This is a genomic window from Streptosporangium brasiliense (assembly GCF_030811595.1).
GTDB classification, from domain to species: Bacteria; Actinomycetota; Actinomycetes; order Streptosporangiales; family Streptosporangiaceae; genus Streptosporangium; species Streptosporangium brasiliense.
Genome location: NZ_JAUSRB010000002.1, coordinates 531,111 through 551,784 on the forward strand (window position 1 = coordinate 531,111; position 20,674 = coordinate 551,784).

18 protein-coding genes are annotated in these 20,674 nt (G+C 72.6%); 12 read left to right on the forward strand and 6 right to left on the reverse strand.

The features are described from left to right. Window positions 1-6 precede the first annotated feature (6 nt). From J2S55_RS10850 to J2S55_RS10860, 3 genes are all read right to left on the reverse strand, one after another. Entirely contained in the window at window positions 7-1,455 is a 1,449-nt protein-coding gene (locus J2S55_RS10850) for a glutamate-cysteine ligase family protein (protein ID WP_306859389.1), read from the reverse strand. Between the two features lie 79 nt (window positions 1,456-1,534). After that, the gene (locus J2S55_RS10855) at window positions 1,535-2,173 is read right to left on the reverse strand and encodes a response regulator (RefSeq protein ID WP_306859391.1); all 639 of its coding nucleotides are present in this window, start codon (window positions 2,171-2,173) and stop codon (window positions 1,535-1,537) included. Between the two features lie 70 nt (window positions 2,174-2,243). After that, complete coding sequence (locus J2S55_RS10860; RefSeq protein WP_306859393.1) at window positions 2,244-3,458, reverse strand: ATP-binding protein; 1,215 nt, start codon at window positions 3,456-3,458, stop codon at window positions 2,244-2,246. Window positions 3,459-3,600: 142 nt separating this feature from the next. On the opposite strand from J2S55_RS10860, the gene J2S55_RS10865 reads away from it, so the two are divergent. The 3 genes from J2S55_RS10865 (at window position 3,601) to J2S55_RS10875 (ending at window position 6,239) form a co-directional block, all read left to right on the forward strand. After that, window positions 3,601-5,307 (forward strand): PspC domain-containing protein, encoded by a 1,707-nt coding sequence (locus J2S55_RS10865; protein ID WP_306859396.1) that lies wholly within the window; start codon window positions 3,601-3,603, stop codon window positions 5,305-5,307. Beyond that, window positions 5,297-5,503 carry a hypothetical protein gene (locus tag J2S55_RS10870; RefSeq protein ID WP_306859398.1) on the forward strand — a complete coding sequence of 69 codons (207 nt, stop codon included), beginning with the start codon at window positions 5,297-5,299 and terminating at the stop codon, window positions 5,501-5,503. Before J2S55_RS10865 ends, J2S55_RS10870 begins: the two co-directional genes overlap by 11 nt. A 349-nt stretch (window positions 5,504-5,852) precedes the next feature. Then, window positions 5,853-6,239 carry a hypothetical protein gene (locus J2S55_RS10875; RefSeq protein WP_306859400.1) on the forward strand — a complete coding sequence of 129 codons (387 nt, stop codon included), beginning with the start codon at window positions 5,853-5,855 and terminating at the stop codon, window positions 6,237-6,239. A 276-nt stretch (window positions 6,240-6,515) separates the two neighbouring features. Here the strand turns inward: J2S55_RS10875 and J2S55_RS10880 are convergent, their stop codons facing one another. Both J2S55_RS10880 and J2S55_RS10885 read right to left on the reverse strand, forming a co-directional pair. After that, window positions 6,516-7,274, reverse strand: a complete 759-nt coding sequence (locus tag J2S55_RS10880) for a dienelactone hydrolase family protein (protein ID WP_306859402.1) — start codon at window positions 7,272-7,274, stop codon at window positions 6,516-6,518. 234 nt (window positions 7,275-7,508) lie between these two features. Continuing rightward, entirely contained in the window at window positions 7,509-8,468 is a 960-nt protein-coding gene (locus J2S55_RS10885; RefSeq protein WP_306859404.1) for a phosphotransferase, read from the reverse strand. A gap of 227 nt (window positions 8,469-8,695) precedes the next feature. Here J2S55_RS10885 and J2S55_RS10890 point away from each other — a divergent pair, with 227 nt between their 5' ends. The 8 genes from J2S55_RS10890 (at window position 8,696) to J2S55_RS10925 (ending at window position 16,476) form a co-directional block, all read left to right on the forward strand. Further along, a complete protein-coding gene (locus J2S55_RS10890; protein ID WP_306859406.1) occupies window positions 8,696-9,271 on the forward strand; it encodes a CGNR zinc finger domain-containing protein in 576 nt (191 codons plus the stop codon). 316 nt (window positions 9,272-9,587) lie between these two features. Next, entirely contained in the window at window positions 9,588-10,031 is a 444-nt protein-coding gene (locus J2S55_RS10895) for a VOC family protein (RefSeq protein ID WP_306859408.1), read from the forward strand. An 18-nt stretch (window positions 10,032-10,049) separates the two neighbouring features. Further along, complete coding sequence (locus tag J2S55_RS10900; protein WP_306859410.1) at window positions 10,050-10,943, forward strand: pyridoxamine 5'-phosphate oxidase family protein; 894 nt, start codon at window positions 10,050-10,052, stop codon at window positions 10,941-10,943. A 61-nt stretch (window positions 10,944-11,004) separates the two neighbouring features. After that, on the forward strand, window positions 11,005-11,430 hold the full coding sequence (locus J2S55_RS10905; RefSeq protein ID WP_306859412.1) for a nuclear transport factor 2 family protein: 426 nt from the start codon (window positions 11,005-11,007) through the stop codon (window positions 11,428-11,430). Between the two features lie 92 nt (window positions 11,431-11,522). Then, complete coding sequence (locus J2S55_RS10910; RefSeq protein ID WP_306859414.1) at window positions 11,523-12,020, forward strand: (2Fe-2S)-binding protein; 498 nt, start codon at window positions 11,523-11,525, stop codon at window positions 12,018-12,020. Continuing rightward, window positions 12,017-14,515, forward strand: a complete 2,499-nt coding sequence (locus J2S55_RS10915) for a xanthine dehydrogenase family protein molybdopterin-binding subunit (RefSeq protein WP_306859416.1) — start codon at window positions 12,017-12,019, stop codon at window positions 14,513-14,515. Before J2S55_RS10910 ends, J2S55_RS10915 begins: the two co-directional genes overlap by 4 nt. Beyond that, window positions 14,512-15,396, forward strand: coding sequence for an FAD binding domain-containing protein (locus J2S55_RS10920; RefSeq protein ID WP_306859418.1), 885 nt, complete (start codon window positions 14,512-14,514; stop codon window positions 15,394-15,396). Before J2S55_RS10915 ends, J2S55_RS10920 begins: the two co-directional genes overlap by 4 nt. Window positions 15,397-15,570: 174 nt before the next feature. Next, a complete protein-coding gene (locus J2S55_RS10925; protein WP_306859420.1) occupies window positions 15,571-16,476 on the forward strand; it encodes an SRPBCC family protein in 906 nt (301 codons plus the stop codon). Window positions 16,477-16,741: 265 nt separating this feature from the next. Here the strand turns inward: J2S55_RS10925 and J2S55_RS10930 are convergent, their stop codons facing one another. Next, on the reverse strand, window positions 16,742-17,299 hold the full coding sequence (locus J2S55_RS10930; protein ID WP_306859422.1) for an RICIN domain-containing protein: 558 nt from the start codon (window positions 17,297-17,299) through the stop codon (window positions 16,742-16,744). Between the two features lie 171 nt (window positions 17,300-17,470). Here J2S55_RS10930 and J2S55_RS10935 point away from each other — a divergent pair, with 171 nt between their 5' ends. Further along, a complete protein-coding gene (locus J2S55_RS10935; protein ID WP_306859424.1) occupies window positions 17,471-20,671 on the forward strand; it encodes an AfsR/SARP family transcriptional regulator in 3,201 nt (1,066 codons plus the stop codon). The last annotated feature ends 3 nt before the right edge of the window (window positions 20,672-20,674 follow it).

The window sequence follows — 20,674 nt, forward strand, 5'->3', positions numbered from 1 at the left end:
ACCGGGTCAGGGGGACGGCCAGGTGTGCACGGGCTCGTTGGTGTGCATGTGCTCGATGTAGCGCAGGGTCATCCGGCGCAGCGCCTCGTGCCTGTCGAGATCTCCCAGCGCGTTCACCGTGTCGATCTGCCAGTTCGCCCCCGTCCTGCCGGTCACGCACCGTCGCTCGATGATGCCGAGCAGCCGGTCCCTGGGGCCGGGGTCGACCCCCCACAGGTCGAGGCCCTCGTAGGCGAGCGGCAGCAGGCGGCGCAGGATCAGCTCGGCGGCGGCCACCTCGCCCAGGCCCGGCCAGTAGAGGCGCGCCTCCAGCCCGTGCCGGGCGGCGGCGTGCAGGTTGTCCGCGGCGGCGGCGAAGGACATGCGCGTCCACACCGGCCGTTCGGCGTGGGGGAGCACGCGCATGAGGCCGTAGTAGAACACGGCGTTGGCGGCGGCGTCCGCGACCGACGGTCCGGCGGGCAGCACCCGGTTCTCCACCCGCAGGTGCGGGGTGTCGTCGACGACGGCGTAGACCGGCCGGTTCCATCGGTAGACGGTGCCGTTGTGCAGGGTCAGCTCGCCGAGCTCGGGGGTGACGCCACGGGCCAGTTCCTCGCGCGGGTCGGCATCCTCGCACATGGGCAGGAGCGCGGGGAAGTAGCGCGCGTTCTCCTCGAACAGGTCGAAGACCGAGGTGATCCACCGCTCGCCGAACCAGACCCGGGGCCGCACGCCCTGGGCCTTCAGCTCCACCGGACGGGTGTCGGTGGCCTGCTCGAACAGCGGGATCCTGGTCTCCTGCCAGAGCCGCCGGCCGAACAGGAACGGCGAGTTGGCCGCCACCGCCACCTGGGGGCCGGCGATGACCTGGGCCGCGTTCCAGTGGGCGGCGAACGCCTGCGGGCTGACCTGGAGATGAAGCTGGAGGCTCGTGCAGGCCGCCTCGGGGGTGATGCTGTCGGCGTAGGTCTCCAGGGCCTCCTCGCCGTGGATCGCCAGGTGCAGGTCCTCGCCCCTGGCCTGGAAGATCTGCTCGTTGAGCAGCTTGTAGCGCGGGTTGGCCGACAGGGTGCCCTCGTGCACGTCCTGCTCCTGGAGCGTGGGCAGGATGCCGACCATCATCAGGTGCCCGCCGACCGTGCGCGCGCGTTCCTCCGCGTGGTTGAGCCGGTCCCGCACCACCTTCTCCAGCCGCACGGGACCGTCCCCCTCAAGGGACTCCGGCATGACGTTGATCTCCACGTTGAACTGGCCGAGCTCGGTCGCCCAGTCCGGTTCGGCGATCGCCGCCAGTACCTCGGCGTTCTTCATCGCGGGCTCGCCGCGATCGTCCACCAGGTTGAGTTCGATCTCCAGCCCGGCTCTCGGCCGGTCGAACTCGAACCTGGACTCGCGCAGCAGCTGCGCGAAGACGTCAAGACATCGGCGGACCTTGTCCCGGTATCGCCGTCGGTCCTCCCGGTTGAACACCATCGCAGGCACATCGCGACCCATACTTCGCAGAGTCGCACATAAGTTACAGATAGTACAGGTCAGACCAAGTTAGTACGGGTCAGACCAAGCGTCGCGCGGTCGCCCACCGGGAGAGCTCGTGGCGGTTGGAGAGCTGGAGCTTGCGCAGGACGGACGAGACGTGGGTCTCCACGGTCTTGACCGAGATGAACAGCTCCTTGGCGATCTCCTTGTAGGCGTAGCCGCGGGCGATCAGGCGCAGGACCTCGCGCTCGCGCTGGGTCAGCGAGTCGAGCTCGGGGTCGATCGGCGGAGCCTCGCTGGAGGCGAAGGCGTCCAGCACGAAGCCCGCCAGCCTCGGGGAGAACACCGCGTCGCCCTCGGCCACCCGGCGGATCGCGTCGGTGAGCTCGCGACCGCTGATGGTCTTGGTGACGTAGCCCCGGGCACCGCCGCGGATCACGCCGATGACGTCCTCGGCCGCGTCGGAGACCGACAGCGCGAGGAAGCGGACCGTGGAGCCGGAGCCCAGGACGCGGCGCAGGACCTCCTGACCGCCGCCGCCGGGCATGTGCACGTCGAGCAGGACCACGTCGGGCTGGAGCTCGGCGATCGTCCTGACCGCGGACTCGACGTCCTCGGCCTCCCCGATCACCTCGATGGAGTCGCCCAGTTCGGCGCGGACACCCGAGCGGAACAGCCGGTGGTCGTCGACGATCAAGACCTTGACGGTGCTCATGAGTCCTCCCTCACCGGCCGCGTCCCCGCACCGCCGCTCTCTCCGGCCCGATTCTTCCTGGCTCGCTCGCTCACGTCTTCTCCAGCTTCATGGTCAACATCACTTCCGTGCCCTCGCCGGGTGCGGCCCGCACGCGGGCGCTGCCGCCGTGGCGCTCCATCCTGCCGATGATCGACTGGCGGATGCCCATCCGGTCCACGGGCACCTGCTCCATGTCGAACCCGACACCACGGTCCCGGACGAAGATGACGACCTCCTCCGGCTCCGCCTCGGCGTAGACGGAGATGACCGATGATTCAGAGTATTTCGCGGCGTTGACCATAGCTTGTCTGGCGGCCTGCATCATCGCCGACAATTCCGGGGTCAGCGGGTGGTCGCCGACGCAGACGACCTCGATCGGCACCCCGTGCGTGTCCTCCTCCTCGGCCGCGGCCCGGCGCACCGCCGCGGCCACCGACGCGTCGGCGTCCTGTTTCGGCTGGTAGAGCCAGTTGCGCAGCTCGCGCTCCTGGGAGCGGGCCAGCCGCGTCACCTCGCGCGAGTCATGGGCGTTGCGCTGGATCAGCGTGAGCGTGTGCAGCACGGAGTCGTGCACGTGCGCGGCCATCTCGGCACGCTCCTCCTGGCGGATGCGCTCACGGCGCTCCCGCTGCAGCTCCTTCCACAGGGCGGCCAGCCAGGGGGCCGCGATGAGCGCGACGCCGCCCACGACCACCAGCGTGAAGACGATGCCGGAACGCGCCTTGCTCAGCTCGTTGTTGGCCACCAGGAAACCGATCGCCCCGATGACGACGAGCCCCAGGCCGGCGAAGGTGCGCACCCGGTTCCGGCGCACCTGCCCGACCGTCGTGCTCATCCAGCGCCGTCGCCGGTCGGGGTCGGCCTGCTGCCACAGGATGAGCGAGCCGATCCCGCCGACCGCGATGGGCCAGGCGCCGATCCCGCCCTTCGAGGTGCCGGTGAGCCAGCCCAGGGCCATCAGCGCCAACCCCACCGCGCCGTAGGCGGCGAGCTGGCTCCAGTCCCGGTCGGGCTCCCTGCCCTCGTACGGCTCACGCGGGGTGAACATCCACAGCGCCGCGTAGGCCACGGTGCCGATCCCGTCCAACACGGTGAGCAGCACGAACGCCAGCCGCAGCACGACCGGGTCGAGCCCGAGCTGGGCGGCGGCGCCCTGGGCCACGCCGGCGACCAGGCGCCCCTCCACCGGCCTCATCAGCCGGGGGGAGGCGGGCTCCTCGGAGGTCGCGGGCGCCGCGTCATGAATTGTCTGTCGCTCAGCCATATCGTCAGCATCGTCACACGTCGGGGCCCCTCACCGCATCCGGCGTTCCCCTGACACGACCCTGAGGAGGGGCCGCGCGCTCCGGGAGGACTCAGGGGTCTCCCGGATGCGGTCCCCACCGGAGAGGGGCCACGATGGGAACATGACCGACCCCGGGAGCGCACAGGACCCGGCGAGCACCTTGTCCGACTCGCCCTCCGCATCCACCCTCGGCGAGGAGCGCGTGCTTCACCGCAGCAACGAGGGCCGCATGCTCACCGGCGTATGCGCCGGCCTCGGCCGCTACGCCGGTGTCGACCCGGTACTGTTCCGCGTCGGTTTCGCCGTGCTGATCCTCGGTTCGGGGATCGGCGTCATGCTCTACATCGCGGCGTTCCTGCTGATGCGGGAGACCAACGGCGGTCCGGGATACATGGAGCAGTGGACCCGGCGCACCTTCGACAGCGAGACCGTGCTGGCCCTGCTGACCGGCGTGTTCGCGCTGGGGCTGATCATCAATGTGTCCTCGGACGGCGTCAGCACCGGCACGGTCGTGGTCGGCACGCTGTTCGCCATCGCCATGCTCGCCGCCCACGCGCGCGGCGTCGACCTGCTCGCCGTGGCCCGCTCCCTGCCCGACCGGCTGCGCGGCCGCCGCGTTCCCCGGCCGCCCGCGGCCTTCGGCCCCGCGCAGCCGCCCATCGCGGAGCCCTACCCCACCGGGCGCCCGTGGGCCGGAGCGGCGCCCACCGCCCCCCACGCGGCCCAGCCCCCGTCCCCGGGCCCGGCCCCGGGGACCGCCCGGCCGACCGCGGGCACCTCGGCGGCCGGGGACGTCACGTTCTCCACGAGCGTCCCGTTCTCCACGGGCGCGCCGTCCTCCGAGAGCGTCCCGTCCTCCGGGAGCGCCCTGCCTTCCACGGGCGCGCCGGCCTCCGGGAGCACCCCGCCCGCGGAGGGCACCTCGCCCTCCGGGAGCACGCCGTCCTCCGAGAGCGCCCCGCCCTCCGTGGACGTGCCGCGGTACCCGAGCACGCCGCGGGCCGGGAACGCGCCGCCCCCGCCGCCGAACACGCCGCCGGCCGCGAGCGCGCCCCCGCCCTATCGCACCGCCGTGCCGTCGTTCGACTCCTCCGGCGAGCCGTTCTCGCCGTACGGTCCCTACCAGCCCCTGGACCCGCGCAGGCGGCAGCAGCCCTACGCCCCCTATGACCTCTCCGGGTACGGCGGGCCGGTCCGGACCGCGCCCCGGCCGAAGCGGCCCCGGTCGTTCGTCGGAAGCGTCACCCTATGCCTGGCCATGGTCGTTGGAGGGATCATCATGGCGATCCAAGCCACTTCGGGGACGGTCAACATGACGATCGCCGGCGGCGCGGCGCTGGTCACCATCGGCGCCGGTCTCCTGGTCGCCGCGTGGTTCGGCCGGGGCGCGGCCCTGGTCGCGGCGGGCACGCTCATCTCGATCGCCCTGGTCGCGGGGGCCACGCTGACCGACATGCCGAAGAAGTTCGGCAGCTACCACTGGGAGCCGGTCCTGATGTCCGATGTGGCCAAGGAATACACGGTGGGCGTCGGCGAGGGCGCGCTCGACCTCAGCGAGCTGACCTTCCCACCGGGCTCGCGGACGGTCCTTGAGGCGTCCGTCTCGGTGGGCGAGATCAGCGTGATCCTGCCGCCGACGGCCCGGATCGAGGTCAACGGCTACACCAAGCTCGGCGACGTCAAGATCGACCACGAGCTGGAGGGCGGGGCCGACATCCAGCTCAGCAAGGTCCTGGAGCCGGAGGTGACCCCGGAGGGCGACGTCGCGACCATCGTCCTGACCGTCAGGGCGGGCATCGGAGACGTGGAGGTGCGCCGTGCGGCCTGAGATCGAGCGGACCGAGCGCGGCGGGCGGCACCGCACGGACTGGATGGCCCTGCTCAGCGGCGTGCTGTTCATCGCCGTCGGGACCGTGTTCATCAGCCGGCCCGCCATCGAGCCGATGATCATGCTCCCGGTCGTGCTGGGCGGCCTGGGCTTCGCGGGCCTGGCCGCCATCCTCGCCCGGGCGTTCCGGCGCTAGCCGTACTGACCTGAGAGGTCAGGTGCGCGGCCGGCGGGTGGGTGGCCGGCCGAGTGCTTCACGACTCGCCGCCACTCGTTCGCGATCTCCCGAGTCCCGTTCGAGGGTCGGATCGTGCCGCTTCAGACGCTCCTCATCCACACGGAAGACCTGCACCGGACCGCCACCAAGATCACGAAAAACGCCCGGCCCGGCGTTCTGTCACTCTGGGGAGAGCACGTCGAGAAGCACGCGCGGCAAGATCGGGATGACGTGGCGCCCTCTGGAGGAGATCGGCCATGTCGATGGACCCGGTGACCACCCTCGACCATCGCGCCGGCGTGGAATCGTTCTGCGAGAAGGAGGACGCGTGACAGCGACACCGGTATTGGTGCTCGGCCTCGATCCCGCCAAGATCCAGGGCTGGGACCCCGGGCCCGTCCAGGCGGCGATAGCACGCGGTCAGGCCCGCTTCGAAGATTACGGCGTCGAGGCCGACTGGTGCCTGGTGGCGCTTGAGGAGAACCCCGAAGGAGCGATCGAGGAGGCGCTGACCCGCAAAGACTACGTCTGCGTGGTGATCGGGGGTGGCATCCGCACGCACGAGCCGTTGCTCGAACTCTTCGAGAAGGTGGTCAACCTGGTCCGCCGGCACGCGCCCGACGCGGCCATCGCCTTCAACAGCAGCCCCGAGAACTGCGCCGACGCAGCTCTGCGGTGGCTGCCCCGGCGCACGTCACGTGACCCCATCACGTGATCGCGGGACACGCCCCGGCGCTCCGGTGCTCCGGTGCTCCGGTGCTCCGGTGCTCCGTTCGGCGGAGCAGGAAGGCGGAGCGGCGCCGGCCTTTCACCGTCCGAACCGCCCGGCACCGGCGCCACCCTCACCGCCGACGGTGGCGCCGCCCTGGCGTACGCCTCCATCCCACTCACGCGCGGCGGAGCCGGCCGGGTAGCGGCCGGCTCCGCCTTGCTCATGCGCCCTTACTCACGCGGCTCATGCGCCCTTACTCACGCGCCGCGGAGCCGGCCGTCACCCGGCCGCCGCCGAAGCGTCACCGACGAGGTGACGGGTGAAGAAGCGCTGGGAGCTGCTCAGCTCGAACGCGGGCACGGCCGTGTGGCCGCCGGGATTGGCGTGCAGCGTCTTCTCCCGCGTGGCGAAGGCGTCGAACAGCGCGAGAGCCGAATCGCGCGGCACCAGCTCGTCGTCCCACTGCAGCAGGAACTCGACCGGGACGGTGACCCGGGACGCCGCCTCGGCCAGGGTCTCATGGCCGGCGAGGCCGAAGACGGCGGCGGTGATCCGCGGTTCGGCGGCGGCGAGCGGGACGCCGATCGCGCTGCCCATCGAAACGCCCCAGAACCCCACCGGCCCGTCCGCGCCGACGCAGTCGAGTCCCTGCAGCGCGTCCAGCGCGGCCCGCCATTCGGGAACCGCTCGTACCGCCCGTGCGGCGTTGTCGCGTGCGATGTGCCGGCCGACGGGCCGACCCGCCGCCATCTGCTCCCTGAGGACCGCCACGGACCGCATGTCCTGCTCCGACCGGGGCCGGTCACCGTGCCCGGGCGCGTCGATGGCCGCCACCGCGAAGCCGCATTCCTTCACATAGTGGTGGGCACGGGCCACCAGACCAGGGGCCTTCTTGTGCTGGCCACCGCCGTGGGCCAGCAGGACCAGGGGACGGCGGCCGGTGGCGCCGTCAGGTGACCAGAGGACGCCGGGGACGTCACTGAGGGTGAACAGCCGCTCCGAGATGCCGTCGGAGACCGTCTGAGAGGTGAAACGCACAGGTTCTGCCTTTCGAAATGCCTGCGGGCATTCCCTCGGCCACCTGTGTCAGCTTGACCGCACGGCGGACTGAGGGAGCACCCTGCCTGATACAGCGGGAATGGGTCTCACCTCCCAAGTCCGGTCGCCTCCACGGCGACGGGTCGATAACGTGCAGCGCGACGGTATCAGACTCCCGCCACGTCCGGGACGTCCGGCCCCGGCGACCGCGAATCATGATCCGCGATCGCCGCCTCAGCTCATCGCGTCAGGTGGTTTCCGCGCCCAACGGCGCTGGAGCCAGTCGATCGTCGCTCCTCGTGAGTATTCACGCCGGACGCGCAGATCCGGAGCGTGCGCCGGCCCCGGAAGGGACGCCGTGTGGGTCCAGTAGCCGGCCAGCGCGACGAGGAACGCGTCGACCCGCTCCGCCTCGGCGGCCCGGCCGACCGGGTGACCGACGAAGATCTCCTCGGGGTCGACGCCGCCCAGATCGGACTGCAACAGCAGGCAGACCAGATCGCCCCAGGCCGGGCCGGTGCAGGCACGCCCCCAGTCGACCAGGCGCGCCGTGCCGCACGGGCTGATGAGGATGTTGTCGAAACGGGGGTCGAAGTGCATGAGCGTCTCGCCGACCGCGAGCTCGGTCCACACCGCTTCCACCGAGGCGAGCCGGGACAGGTGGTCACGTTCCCACTCGCCGATACTGTCGGCGGTGACCCCGGCCCAGGCGCCGTCACGCTCCAGCGCCCGCCAGGTCTCGCACCGCCCGGACATCTGCTCGGCCAGCGTTGCCAGGCCGCCGACCGGTGAGGGCGTCAGCTCCCGAGCGCACACGGCCAGCGCCTCCAGCGCGGCGGACAGCTCGCCGGGCCGCCACGGCTCATGGGGCAGCGCGCCGGGGGCGACGTCGAAGCAGAGCAGCAGCCATCCGGCCAGCTCACACGCGAACCGCAACCGCGGCGTGGGTACCGTCTGCGGCAACGCGGCGGCGACGACCGTCTCGGTCCGGTAGTCACACGCGTTGGCCGCGTCGTCGCCTACGGCCTTGATGAACACCCGCTCGCCGGTGGACAGCGTGGCGACGCCGGAGACGCCGAAGGAGAAGCCGCCCTGACGATCCTCGAAGCCCTGTACGGCGGAGCCCAGCCGGCGCTCGACCTCATGTCTCATGACGTCCGGCAGCTCGGCCCAGTCACGCCGTCGGGTTCTCATACGTCCCAGCCAACCAGGAGCCGGCGGCCGGCGGCCGGCGGCGAACCGTTTCCCGACGGGCGCGGAGTCACCCGGCGCACCGGAAGGGGCGTGGCCGGCCCCGGCCGCACGCCGATCGGCTCGCGGCATCCGGGCTCGTCGCGTCAGCGGTTCTCCGGCGTGGTCCACGGAACAGGGTCCATGCCGACCTCACGGCCTCAAGGCCCCTCAAGCGTTAGGCTTGAAGGATGTTGGCCCTGGAGTTCGTCAGCACGGTCCGCGCGACGCGGAGCGGTCCTCTGGACACGCTCTCGGACGTCGCGGACATGACCGGCTGGGGCCGGGCGCACGCCGCCGAGCTGGGGCTCGCCACCGACTTCACCGCCACGGAGGACCTGTGGCGTGAGGTGATCGAGCTGCGGCAGGCCGTCCGGGCCCTGTTCGCCAGGGCCGTCGCGCCAGGCCCGGTGAGCAGCGCCGACGCCGACCGGCTGCCGGGGGCCGCCGCCTCGCTCGACCTGGTCAACGCCGCGGCGCTCGCCGTGCCGCGGGCCCCGAGGCTGGAGTGGCCGGACGGGGGCGAGCCGGTGGCCACGGACGTCCCCGCGGGCCGGGCCGGCGAGTCGGCGCGCATCCGCGCGGCTCTCGCGGCGTCGGCGATAGAGCTGCTGGCCGGGCCGGAGCGCGGGCAGTTGCACGCCTGCCCGGCCCCGCGCTGCGTGCTCTATTTCGTCAAGGAGCATCCGCGCCAGGAGTGGTGCTCGGTCGGGTGCGGCAACCGGGCCCGCGCCGCCCGCCACTACCACCAGCACAAGGGTCGGTGACCCGCGGGCCCGCCCGCCTGATCGGCCCCTCCGCCGCGCCCCTCCCCCCTCGCCGCGTCCTTCTCCCCCCGCCGCGCCCCTCCTCGCCGCCCCCTTCTCCCTTTCCGCCTCCCTTTCGGCTTACCCCCTCCTCCTTCCGCCGCGTGGACGCCCCGCGCGGCGGCTCCGGAGCGCGCGGGCGGACGGCGGGGGCATCGCGACTCCAGGTAGAAGTGAGCTACATCACATATTTCTAACGGAATTTTCTCGTAAATTCCGTTAGATTACTTTCAGGTACCTAACGGATGCATCCGTTAGAAATGTGATGGGAGATGGGATGACCTTCAAGACCGGCCATGTCGGGCTCAACGTCACCGACCTCGACAGGTCCAAGGACTTCTACCTGAAGGTCTTCGGCTTCGAGGTCTTCCGCGAGTCGGACGAGGCGGACCGCCGCTACGCCCTCCTCGGCCTTGACGGAGACCTCCTGCTGACCCTCTGGCAGCAGAGCGAGGGCCGCTCCGCCACCGATCTGCCGGGGCTGCACCACCTGTCCTTCCAGGTACCGGACATCGAGGCGGTCCACCGGGCCGAGACCGTGATCCGGGAGCTCGGGGCCACGCTCCACCACGACGGCGTGGTGCCGCACGGCGAGGGGGCGTCCTCGGGCGGGGTGTTCTTCGAGGACCCGGACGGGATCCGGCTGGAGATCTTCGCGCCTAGCGGTGCCGACACGCGGCCCGCCCCGACCGCCGGCGCTCCCACCTGCGGCTTCTTCTAAGACCATGGGACTGAGACCATGAGACACGCGGGAGAGCTGGCGGTCCAGCGGCGGGCCGGGGTGCGCCCCGGGGCGTGGGGCTCGGCCTCGGCCAGGCCGGAGATCCCGGCGGTGGCCGCCGAATTCCTGCGGCGGCAGCGGATGCTGCTGATCGGGGCCGCGGACCGGGAAGGGCTGCTGTGGGCGAGCCCGCTGACAGGGGCGGCGGGGTTCGCCGAGGCGGTGGACGAGCGGACGGTCGTGATCGAGGCGGTGCCCGGCGACCACGACCCGCTGGCGGGGCTGACCGCCGGGGAGATCGGGATGCTCGCCGTCGAGCCGCAGACCAGACGCAGGATGCGGATCAACGGCACTGTCCGGCGTGACGGCGGGCGGCTGATCGTCCACACCGAGCAGACATATGCGAACTGCCCCAAATACATCCAGACGCGGGACATCTCGGATGGGCCCGCCGGACCTCCCGCGACCGTCTCGACCACGGAGGCGCTCACCGGCGGGCATCGGGCCTGGATCAAGAGCGCCGACACGTTCTTCGTCGCCACCCGGGCGGCGGGACTCGGCGCCGACCTGTCCCACCGGGGCGGCAACCCGGGGTTCGTCCGGGTGGTCGACGAGCGGCGGCTGGTCTGGCCCGACTACGTCGGCAACTCGATGTACATGACGCTCGGCAACCTGGAGCTGGACGACAGCTGCGGCCTGCTCTTCCTCGGCTGGGACAGCGGCGAGGCGCTGCACCTGACCGGCAGGGCACGCGTCGACTGGGACCCGCGAGACGTCCCGGGGGCGCAGCGACTGGTCGAGTTCGAGGTGGACCGGGCCGTCCACGTCCGGGGGGCGAGCCCGCTCCGCTGGAGATTGGACGGATACTCCCGTTTCAACCCGCCACTGTCGCCGGACCGGGCGACGAGTTGATCGACGCGGTCGAGGAGGCCGCGCGGGCCTGCCCCGTGCAGGCGACATCCCTGGAGGAAGCATGAATTTCACCGAGGAGACGGCCAGGGCCAAGGTGCAGGCCGCCGAGGGCGCGTGGAACACGCGGGATCCCGAGCGGGTCTCGCTCGCCTACACACCTGACTCGGTCTGGCGCAACCGGGAGGAGTCCGTCACCGGACGCGAGGAGATCAGGGAGTTCCTCACCCGCAAGTGGGCCCGGGAGCAGGACTACGCGCTCCGCAAGGAGCTGTGGACGTTCGGCGGCAACCGCATCGCCGTACGGTTCCAGTACGAGTGGCACGACGCGGACGGTCAGTGGTGGCGCAGTTACGGCAACGAGCTGTGGGAATTCGCCGACGACGGGCTGATGCGGCGCCGCGAGGCGAGCATCAACGACGTCCGGATCGACGAGGCGGACCGCCGCATCCTCGGCGGCCGCACACCGAAGGAACTTCCGTTGACGTGATACCAGGGGGTTGACCGGGCACAACAGGGGCGTACGTTCACTTTTGTCGGCTCTCACTTCTCCTGCCCCGCGTGGGTGTTCTTGGAGGACGTATGCCTCGCATCACCGTCACCGTCGACGGAATCACCTACGAGGAGGAGGTCGAGCCGCGCCTTCTCCTCGTCCACCTACTGAGAGATCGGCTCGGCAAGACGGGGACACCCGTCGGCTGCGACACGAGCAACTGCGGAGCCTGCACGGTGCTGCTCGACGGCAGGAGCGCCAAGAGCTGCTCGGTGCTCGCCGTACAGGCCGACGGGAGCGACGTCGTCACGATCGAGGGCCTGGCGCAGGGGGGCGAGTGGCACCCCATGCAGAAGGCCTTCCACACCGAGCACGCCCTGCAGTGCGGATACTGCACCCCAGGCATGATCATGGCCGCGATCGACCTGCTCCGCGACGACCCGGACCCGTCGGAGGAGGCCGTCCGCAAGGGGCTGGAGGGCAACCTGTGCCGGTGCACCGGCTACTGCAACATCGTCCGGGCGGTACGGCGCGGCGCCCAGGAGATGTCACAGGCCCGGCAGGAGCGGGAGGTCCCGGCATCATGAGCGAGGAACTCGACGCCGGGCTGGTCGCCGAGCAGATCGCCGAGAGCGGCCGGCTCGGCGAGCCCTCCGGGGCGCGCGAGGTCGGCCGGGCCCGCAGGCGCAAGGAAGACGCCCGGCTGGTCACCGGCCGGACCACGTGGACCGACAACATCCAGCTCCCCGGCATGCTGTACATGGCGTTCCTGCGCAGCCCGATGGCGCACGCCCGGATCACCCGGGTGGACACCTCGGCCGCACGCGGCCGGCCGGGCGTGGTCGCGGTCTACAGCGGCCAGGATCTCGCCGACGAGCAGGGCAGCCTGCCGTGCGCGTGGCCGGTCACCGAGGACATCGTCATCCCCGACCACCCGCCGATGGCGGTGCGCGAGGTCCGCTACGCGGGCGAGGCGGTGGCCTGCGTGGTCGCCACCGACCGCTACAAGGCCGCCGACGCCCTGGAGGCCATCGAGGTCGACTACGAGCCGCTGGCCGCGGTGACCGACATGACCGAGGCGCTCGCCGAGGACGCTCCCCTGGTCCACGAGTCCGGCAACCGGGCCTTCACCTGGAAGTTCGCCGGGGGTGACATCGACGCGGCGTTCCGGGACGCCCCCGTGGTGATCGAGCGCACCTACGTGCAGCAGCGGCTCATCCCGACGGCGATGGAGCCCCGCGCGGTCGTGGCCACCACCGACGGCGACGACTTCACCCTCTACTCCGCCACGCAGATCCCGCACGTGCTGCGCGTCATGCTCGCGCTGACGACCGGCATCCCCGAGCACAAGCTGCGCGTGGTCGCCCCCGACGTGGGCGGCGGCTTCGGCTCCAAGCTCCAGGTCACCGCCGAGGAGGTGCTCGCCCTGCTCGTCACCAGGCGGCTGGGCAAGCCGGTGAAGTGGACCGAGTCGCGCTCGGAAGGCAACCTGACCGTGCACCACGGCCGCGACCAGCTCCAACGGATCTCCCTCGCGGCCGAGCGGGACGGGCGGCTGCGGGGCGTCCGGGTGGACCTCCTCGCCGACATGGGCGCCTACCTGATGCTGGTCACACCCGGCGTCCCGCTGCTCGGCGCGTTCATGTACAACGGCATCTACAAGATGGACGCCTACGACTTCACCTGCACCGGCGTCTTCACCACCAAGATGCCGACCGACGCCTACCGGGGCGCCGGCCGTCCCGAGGCCACCTTCGCCATCGAGCGGGCCATGGACGAGCTCGCGCACGAGCTGGGCCTGGACCCCGTCGAGGTACGGCGGCGCAGCTGGATCACCCACCAGGAGTTCCCGTACGAGACGATCTGCGGGCTCACCTACGACTCCGGCAACTATGAGGCCGCGACGGACAAGGCTCTCGCCCTGTTCGGTTACGACAAGCTCCGGGCCGAGCAGACCGACCGGCGGGAGCGGCGCGACCCGGTGCAGCTCGGCATCGGGGTCTCGACCTACACCGAGATGTGCGGCCTGGCGCCCTCGCGCGTACTGGGGAGCCTGAGCTACGGCGCCGGCGGCTGGGAGCACGCCACGGTCCGGATGCTGCCCACCGGCAAGGTCGAGGTGGTCACCGGGACCAGCCCGCACGGCCAGGGGCACGAGACGGCCTGGAGCCAGATCGCGGCCGACGCGCTGGGCGTGCCGTTCGGCGACGTCGCCGTGCTCCACGGCGACACGGCGATCTCCCACAAGGGCATGGACACCTACGGCTCACGCTCGCTGGTCGTGGGCGGCGTCGCCGTCCTGGCGGCCTGCGAGAAGGTGAAGGACAAGGCCCGGCAGCTCGCCGCGCACATGCTTGAGGCCGCCGCCGACGACGTCGAGTTCGCCGACGGGTCGTTCACCGTGCGCGGGACGGCCGAGGGGAAGACCATCCAGGAGCTCGCGCTGGCCGCCTTCGCCGCGCACGACCTGCCCGACGGCGTCGAACCCGGGCTCGACGCCGAGGCGACCTTCGACCCGGACAACTTCTCCTTCCCGCACGGCACCCACCTGTGCGCGGTCGAGGTGGACACCGAGACCGGCGCGTGCGCGATCCGCTCCTACGTGGCCGTGGACGACGTGGGCTCCGTGGTGAACCCGCTGATCGTCGAGGGCCAGGTGCACGGCGGCATCGCGCAGGGCATCGGCCAGGCGCTGTTCGAGGAGGCGGTCCACGACTCCGAGGGCAACCTGCTCACCACGACCATGGCCGACTACCTGATCCCGTCGGCGGCCGACCTGCCCGACTTCACCACCGGCCGCACCGAGACCCCGGCGACCAGCAACCCGCTGGGCGTCAAGGGCGTCGGCGAGGCCGGGACGATCGCCTCGACCCCGGCCGTCGTCAATGCGGTCGTCGACGCGCTGCGCCCGTACGGCGTGCACGACGTGCGGATGCCGTGCACCCCGGAACGGATCTGGCGCCTGGTCGCCGAGGCGGGAGCGCCCGCGCCGGCGGCCACGGCCGGGACCGGAGAGCCGGCCGCGTCCGGAGCCGGGGAGACGACCACGTCCGCTTCCACGCCCGAGGAGAGCGCCCGATGATCCCCGCGCCGTTCGACTACATCCGGCCCGCCTCGCTGGAGGAGGCCTGCGGCGTGCTCGCCGAGGCCGACGCCTCCGGCGACGACGTCAAGGTGCTGGCCGGCGGCCAGTCCCTGCTGCCGCTGCTGCGCCTGCGGCTGGCCTACCCGGCCGCGCTGGTGGACCTGGGCCGGCTGCCCGAGCTGCACGGCATCGAGGACCGGGGCGACCACGTGTTCGTCGGCGCGCTCACCACGCACGACGAGGTGCTCCGCTCCGGCCTGGTCAGGGAGCAGATCCCGCTGGTCGCGCTGGCCACCGCCACGGTCGCCGACCCCGCCGTACGGCACCGCGGCACGTTCGGCGGATCGATGGCCCACGCCGACCCTGCCGGCGACCTGCCCGCCGTCGCCCTGGCGCTGGACTGCGTGTTCGTCGTCAGGTCGGGCGAGGGCGAGCGGGAGATCCCGGCGGCCGAGTTCTTCGTCGACTACCTGGAGTCCGCGCTCGGGCCCGGCGAGGTGCTGGTCGGCGTCCGGGTGCCCAAACTCGGCCCCGGCTGGGGCTACCACTACGAGAAGTTCCACCGGACCGCGCAGGCGTGGGCGATCGTCGGCGTGGCGGCGGCCGTACGGCGTGCCGGCGAGACCATCGAGGAGGCGCGGATCGGGCTGACCAACATGGGGCCGACGCCGGTGCGGCCGCGGGTGGTGGAGGCGGCGCTGCGCGGCCTGAGCTCCCCACCGGCCGGTGACGACGGGGCGCACGACCGGGTCAGGGACGCGTGCGGCCAGGCGGACTCCGGCACCTCGCCCCCGTCGGACCTGCACGCCGGACCTGACTACCGCCGCCACCTGGCCCGGGTGCTGACCCACCGGGCGGTCCGGGCCACGGCCGGCTGAACCGCGCCCCGCACCGCCGGGAGCCCGCTCCCGGCGGTGCGGGGCAGGTCGGCGCCGGTGGCGAGTTCACCTCCCGCCGGTGCGGGCAGGCAGACTGGTAACAGCCGCGCGGTCGCCATGTCGCAGGAGCGGGGGCGGCCGGTCGACGGTGGCCGATCGACAAGGAGCGGATCGATGGCGATGCGGTTCGAGCACGAGTTCACGGTTCCGGTGCCGGTGGAGCAGGCATGGTCGGTGCTGCTCGACGTCGAGCGGGTCGCGCCCTGCCTGCCGGGCGCCACCCTCGACACGGTGGAGGGCGACTCCTTCACCGGCCGGATGAAGGTCAAAGTCGGCCCGATCACCGTGACCTACCAGGGTGAGGCCGCGTTCGAAGACGTGGACAAGGACGCCCACGCCCTGACCATCAAGGCCGCCGGCAAGGAGACGCGGGGCTCGGGCACGGCCGGCGCCACGGTCACCGCGCGGCTGCACCCCGCGGGCGCGGACACCCGGGTCGCCGTCGAGACCTCCTTCAACGTGACCGGCCGCCCGGCCCAGTTCGGCCGGGGGGTCATGGCCGAGATCGGCGGCAGGCTGATCGACAGGTTCGCGGCCAACCTCGCCGGGCTGCTCGGGGAGAGCCCGGTCGCCGAGCCGGCCACGCCGCCGCTGGTCCCCGGGCAGGGCACGGCCGAGCAGGTCACCGATGGCGTGGAGGGCGCGGCGGGCACAGGCGCGGGCGCGACGGGGGCACCGGGCCTGGCGGAGCCCGCGGATCTCTCGGCGCCGGAGGACGCCGCGGGTCGGGCAGGCGGGGCGGGCGAGGGCTCCGGCGAGCCCTCCAGGAGGAGCGAGCCGGTCCGTCACCTCACCGCGGTGCCCTCCTCACCCGAGGGGGCCGCGGTGGAGAAGGCGCTCGGCCTCGACGCCCACCCGGCGGGCGCCCACCGCGCCTCCCGCACCGCCGAGGAGGAGGCCCTCGACCTCATGGAGATCGCGGGCCTGCCCCTGCTCAAGCGCGCCGCCCCGCTGCTGGCCGCCCTGGCGGGGCTCGTCCTGGCCGGCTGGCTGGTCCGCCGGATGCTGCGCCGCCGCTGAGCCGGCCCCTCACCACCGGCCGTCACGCGTGTCCCGGCCGCGGCGCCGGGACCTGCGGTGTCGGGAACAGCGATCATGCAAGGATCTCCCTTGCCGGAAGGACAGGACATCCCTTCTTGCCCGATGGCCGCACCCCCTTCCCGGTTTTTCACGCCATGTCCTGTCCCCGGATCCTGCCGGAGCCCGCGACCGCCGGAGGCGGGCCGGGGCCGTGCGGCGACCGCACGGCCCCGGACGCCGCCGGCGGTCCGGCGGGCGGCGGTGCTCAGCCGGCGAGGGCCCACTTCTGCTGGGGCTCGCCGTTGCACGCCCACAGCTGGACGACCGTGGCGGGCTTCTCGCGGGTGTTCAGGTCGGCGTCCAGGCACTTGTGCGGGCGGATGCGGCTGTGGATCGTGCCGTCGCCCGGCAGGTCCCACTTCTGCTGGGGCTGGCCGTTGCAGTCCCACCACAGCTGGACCCTCGTGCCGGGGTCTTCGAGGGTGTTCAGGTCGGCGTCCAGGCACTTGCCCGCGTCGACGCGGCTGCGGATCGTGCCGTCGCCCGGCATGAACCACTTCTGCTGGGGCTGGCCGTTGCAGTCCCACCACAGCTGGACCTTCGTGCCGGGACTGGCGAGGCTGTCCAGGTCCGCGTCCAGGCACTTGCCCGCGAGGAGCTCGTTCCGGATCGTCAGATCGCCGCTGGCCGCCTCCGCCGGCCGGGCGTCCGCCAGGGCGACGCCGGGTGCGAGGAAGGTCAGCGCCGAAACGGCGGCGGTGGCGACGGCGGTGGCGGTAGCGGTGACGCGTGGGAGGCGGTGGCGTGCTGTGTGATTCCGCATCTGGATCTCGTTCTCCTTGTCTCACTTGCTCTGGGCAGGCACGGGGGCGCCTGGCAGGGGAGACGTTTTCAGAGGCCGCTGTCGCGGCGGTCACCTTACGGTCACCCGGCACTCACAGCACGCCATCGCATAGTGACTCAGAGTCATGGCAAGGTAACGTAAAGTCACGTGATGGATGCTCGGCGGGACAACCGCCTGTCAGGGACGGGTTTCGAGTTCGGAGTCCTGGGGCCGCTCAAGGTGCTGCGCGACGGCGCTCCCGTGGCGGTCGGAGCGGCCAAGCAGCGGGTGCTGCTGGCCTGCCTGCTGATCGAGGCCAACAGGGTCGTCCCCGTCGAGACGTTGACGGCCCGGCTGTGGGGGGAGGACCCACCCGACGGGGCACGGAACGCCCTGCAGAACTACGTGATGCGGCTGCGCCGGGTGCTGGGCGGCCCCGGAGGCGGCGGTCCCGTGCGGACCTGCCCGCAGGGCTATCTGATCGGCGTGGCCGACGACGCGATCGATCTGCACCGCTTCGACGCCCTGGTACGCCACGCCAGGACGGCCGTCGCCGCGGGCGAGGCGGAGCAGGCGTCGGCGCTGCTGCGGGAGGCGCTGGGGCTGTGGCGCGGGCAGCCGCTGTCGGATGTGCCCTCGGAGCCGCTCCAGCGGGAGGTCGTGCCGGCGCTGACCGAGCGCCGGCTGGGCGCGGTCGAGCTGCGGATCGAGGCGGACCTGGCGCTGGGGCGGCACCAGGACGTGCTCCCGGAGCTGCGGGAGCTGACCGGCGCGCACCCGCTGAAGGAGCGGTTCTGGGCGCAGCGGATGCTGGCACTGTACCGGTCGGGACGCCAGGGCGAGGCCCTGCAGTGCTATCGCACCGTCAGCGAGATCCTCTCCGAGGAGCTGGGCATCGATCCCGGCGCGGAGCTGCGGGAGCTGCACGGGCGGCTGCTGGCCGCCGATCCCGCGCTCGCCCGCCCGGTGCCGCGTGACGGCGGCGCGCGGGCGGCCGGCAACCTGCCCGCCGAGATGACGACGTTCGTCGGCCGTGAGCGGCAGCTCGTCCAGGCCCAGCGGCTGCTGGAGAGCACCCGGCTGGTCACCCTGACCGGCCTGGGCGGGGTGGGCAAGACGCGGCTGGCGCTGCGGGTGGCGGCGCGGGTCTCCCACGCGTTCCTGGACGGGGTGTGGCTGGCCGACCTCGCCCCGCTGACCGAACCCGGGCTGCTCGACCGGGCGGTGGCCGAGGCCCTGGGGATCCGCGACCGCTCGACGCGCTCCGGTGTGGACGTCCTGGTCGAGCATCTGCGCGACAGGCAGATGCTGCTGGTGCTGGACAACTGCGAGCATGTGGTGGACGCCGTCGCGGCGCTGATGGCCACGCTCCTGCGCGCGGCGCCCGGCCTGCGGGCGCTCGCCACCAGCAGGCAGCGGCTCGGTCTCCAGGGGGAGCACTGCCTGCCCGTACCGCCCCTGCCCGTACCGCCCCTCCTGCCCGTGCTCGCGCCGTCCCTGCCCGCGCCGTCCCTGCCGGTCCCGCCCGTACCGGTCCCATCCGTACCGCCCGTGCCGTCCGTGCCGCCGGTGCCGCCCCCGCCGGCACCGGCCCGCGGGGGCGACGAGCCGCTGACCCGTTATGAGGCCGTACGGCTGCTGGCGGACCGCGCCGCCGCCTCGGCCCCGGACTTCCAGATCACCGACCGCAACCGCGGCGCCGTCGCCCAGCTCTGCCGGCGGCTGGACGGCATCCCCCTGGCCATCGAGCTGGCGGCGGTACGGCTGAGCACGCTCTCGGTCGAGGAGATCCTCGACCGGCTCGACGACCGGTTCCGGCTGCTGACCGACAGCGGGGCCCGGAGCGCCCCCCGCTACCACCGCACCCTGCGCGGCGTGGTCGACTGGAGCCACGACCTGTGCACCGAGCACGAGCGGCGGCTGTGGGCGCGGGTGTCGGTGTTCTCCGGCGGGTTCGACCTGGCGGCGGCCGAGGCCGTGTGCTCCGGCGAGGGGCTCGCCCACGAGGACGTCATGGACGTCCTCGCGGGCCTGGTGCACAAGTCGATCGTGACGGCGAGCTGTCCCGGCGACCGGACCCGATACCGCCTGCCGGAGACCATCCGCCAGTACGGACAGCAGCGGCTCGACGGCCTCGGCCAGGGCACAGCGCTGCGGCGGCGCCACCGCGACCACTATCGCGACCTGGTCGCCCGGGCCGCGGCGGACTGGTGCGGCCCCCGCGAGGCCGAGTGGATGGCCCGGCTCCGGCAGGAGCTGCCCAACCTGCGGGCCGCGCTGGATTTCTGCATCACGCAGCCGGGGCAGGCCCCGGCCGGAGTGGAGATCGCCGCGGGCCTCACCCGGACCCGATGCTGGTTCTTCCTCGGCAGTCTCAGTGAGGGACGCCACTGGCTGGAGCGCACGCTCGCCCTGTCCCCGCGCCGGCCCGGCCCGCTGCGCGCCGGCGGGGCGGCGCTCATCACATGGATCGCCCTCTGCCAGGGCGACCAGGAGGCCGCCGACGCCTTCCTGGCCGACTGCCGCGACGCGGCGCGGCAGCTCACCGGACAGGACACGGTGGCGGTCGCCGGACAGGACCCCGTGACCGCCGGGCAGGACCCGGTGGCGGTCGCCGGGCAGGACCCCGTGACCACCGCGGGGCAGGACCCGGCGGTCGCCGGTGCGGTGGCGGCCGTCGAATACATCGAGGGCGCCCACGCGATGCTCGTCCACGGCGACGCGCGGGCCATACCGCTGCTGGCGCGGGCGCGCGACCGCTTCCGGCAGGGCGGCGAGGTCGGCGACGCCCACATGGCCACGATGATGTGGGCCATGGCCGCGGCCTTCCTCGGCGACCGGGACATCGCGGTCGCCGCCGGCGACGCCTACCTGGCCGACGCCGAGACGTCCCGGGGGGTCTGGGCCCACTCGTGGGCGCTGTGGTGTCTGGGCCTCACGGAGCTGAGGCACGGCGAGCCACGCCGGGCCGCCGCCCTGATCCGCGACTCCCTGCGCCGCCAGCGGGAGATCGACGACTCCTGGGGCCCCGTATGGGGAGTCGAGACGCTGGCCTGGGCGGTCGCCGCCGCCGGGCAGCATGATCACGCCACCCGGCTGCTGGGGGCCGCGCACCGGCTACGGCAGTCGACCGGCGTCGTGCTCGCCGGGCTGCGGCCCTTCCACGACGCCCACACGAGGGCGGGCCGCCTCATCCGCCGCACACTCGACGCCCGCGCCTACGCGACCGCCTTCGAGCACGGCGCCCACACCGAGGACGTCATCGGCCTGGCCCTGGAGGAGGACCCGGTCGGCGGGGATCGCGGGGGCCGTGGTGCGGGAGCCGTTAAAAACAGCTTCAGCAGTTCACAAGCAAGACAGGACATCCCTTAGTTA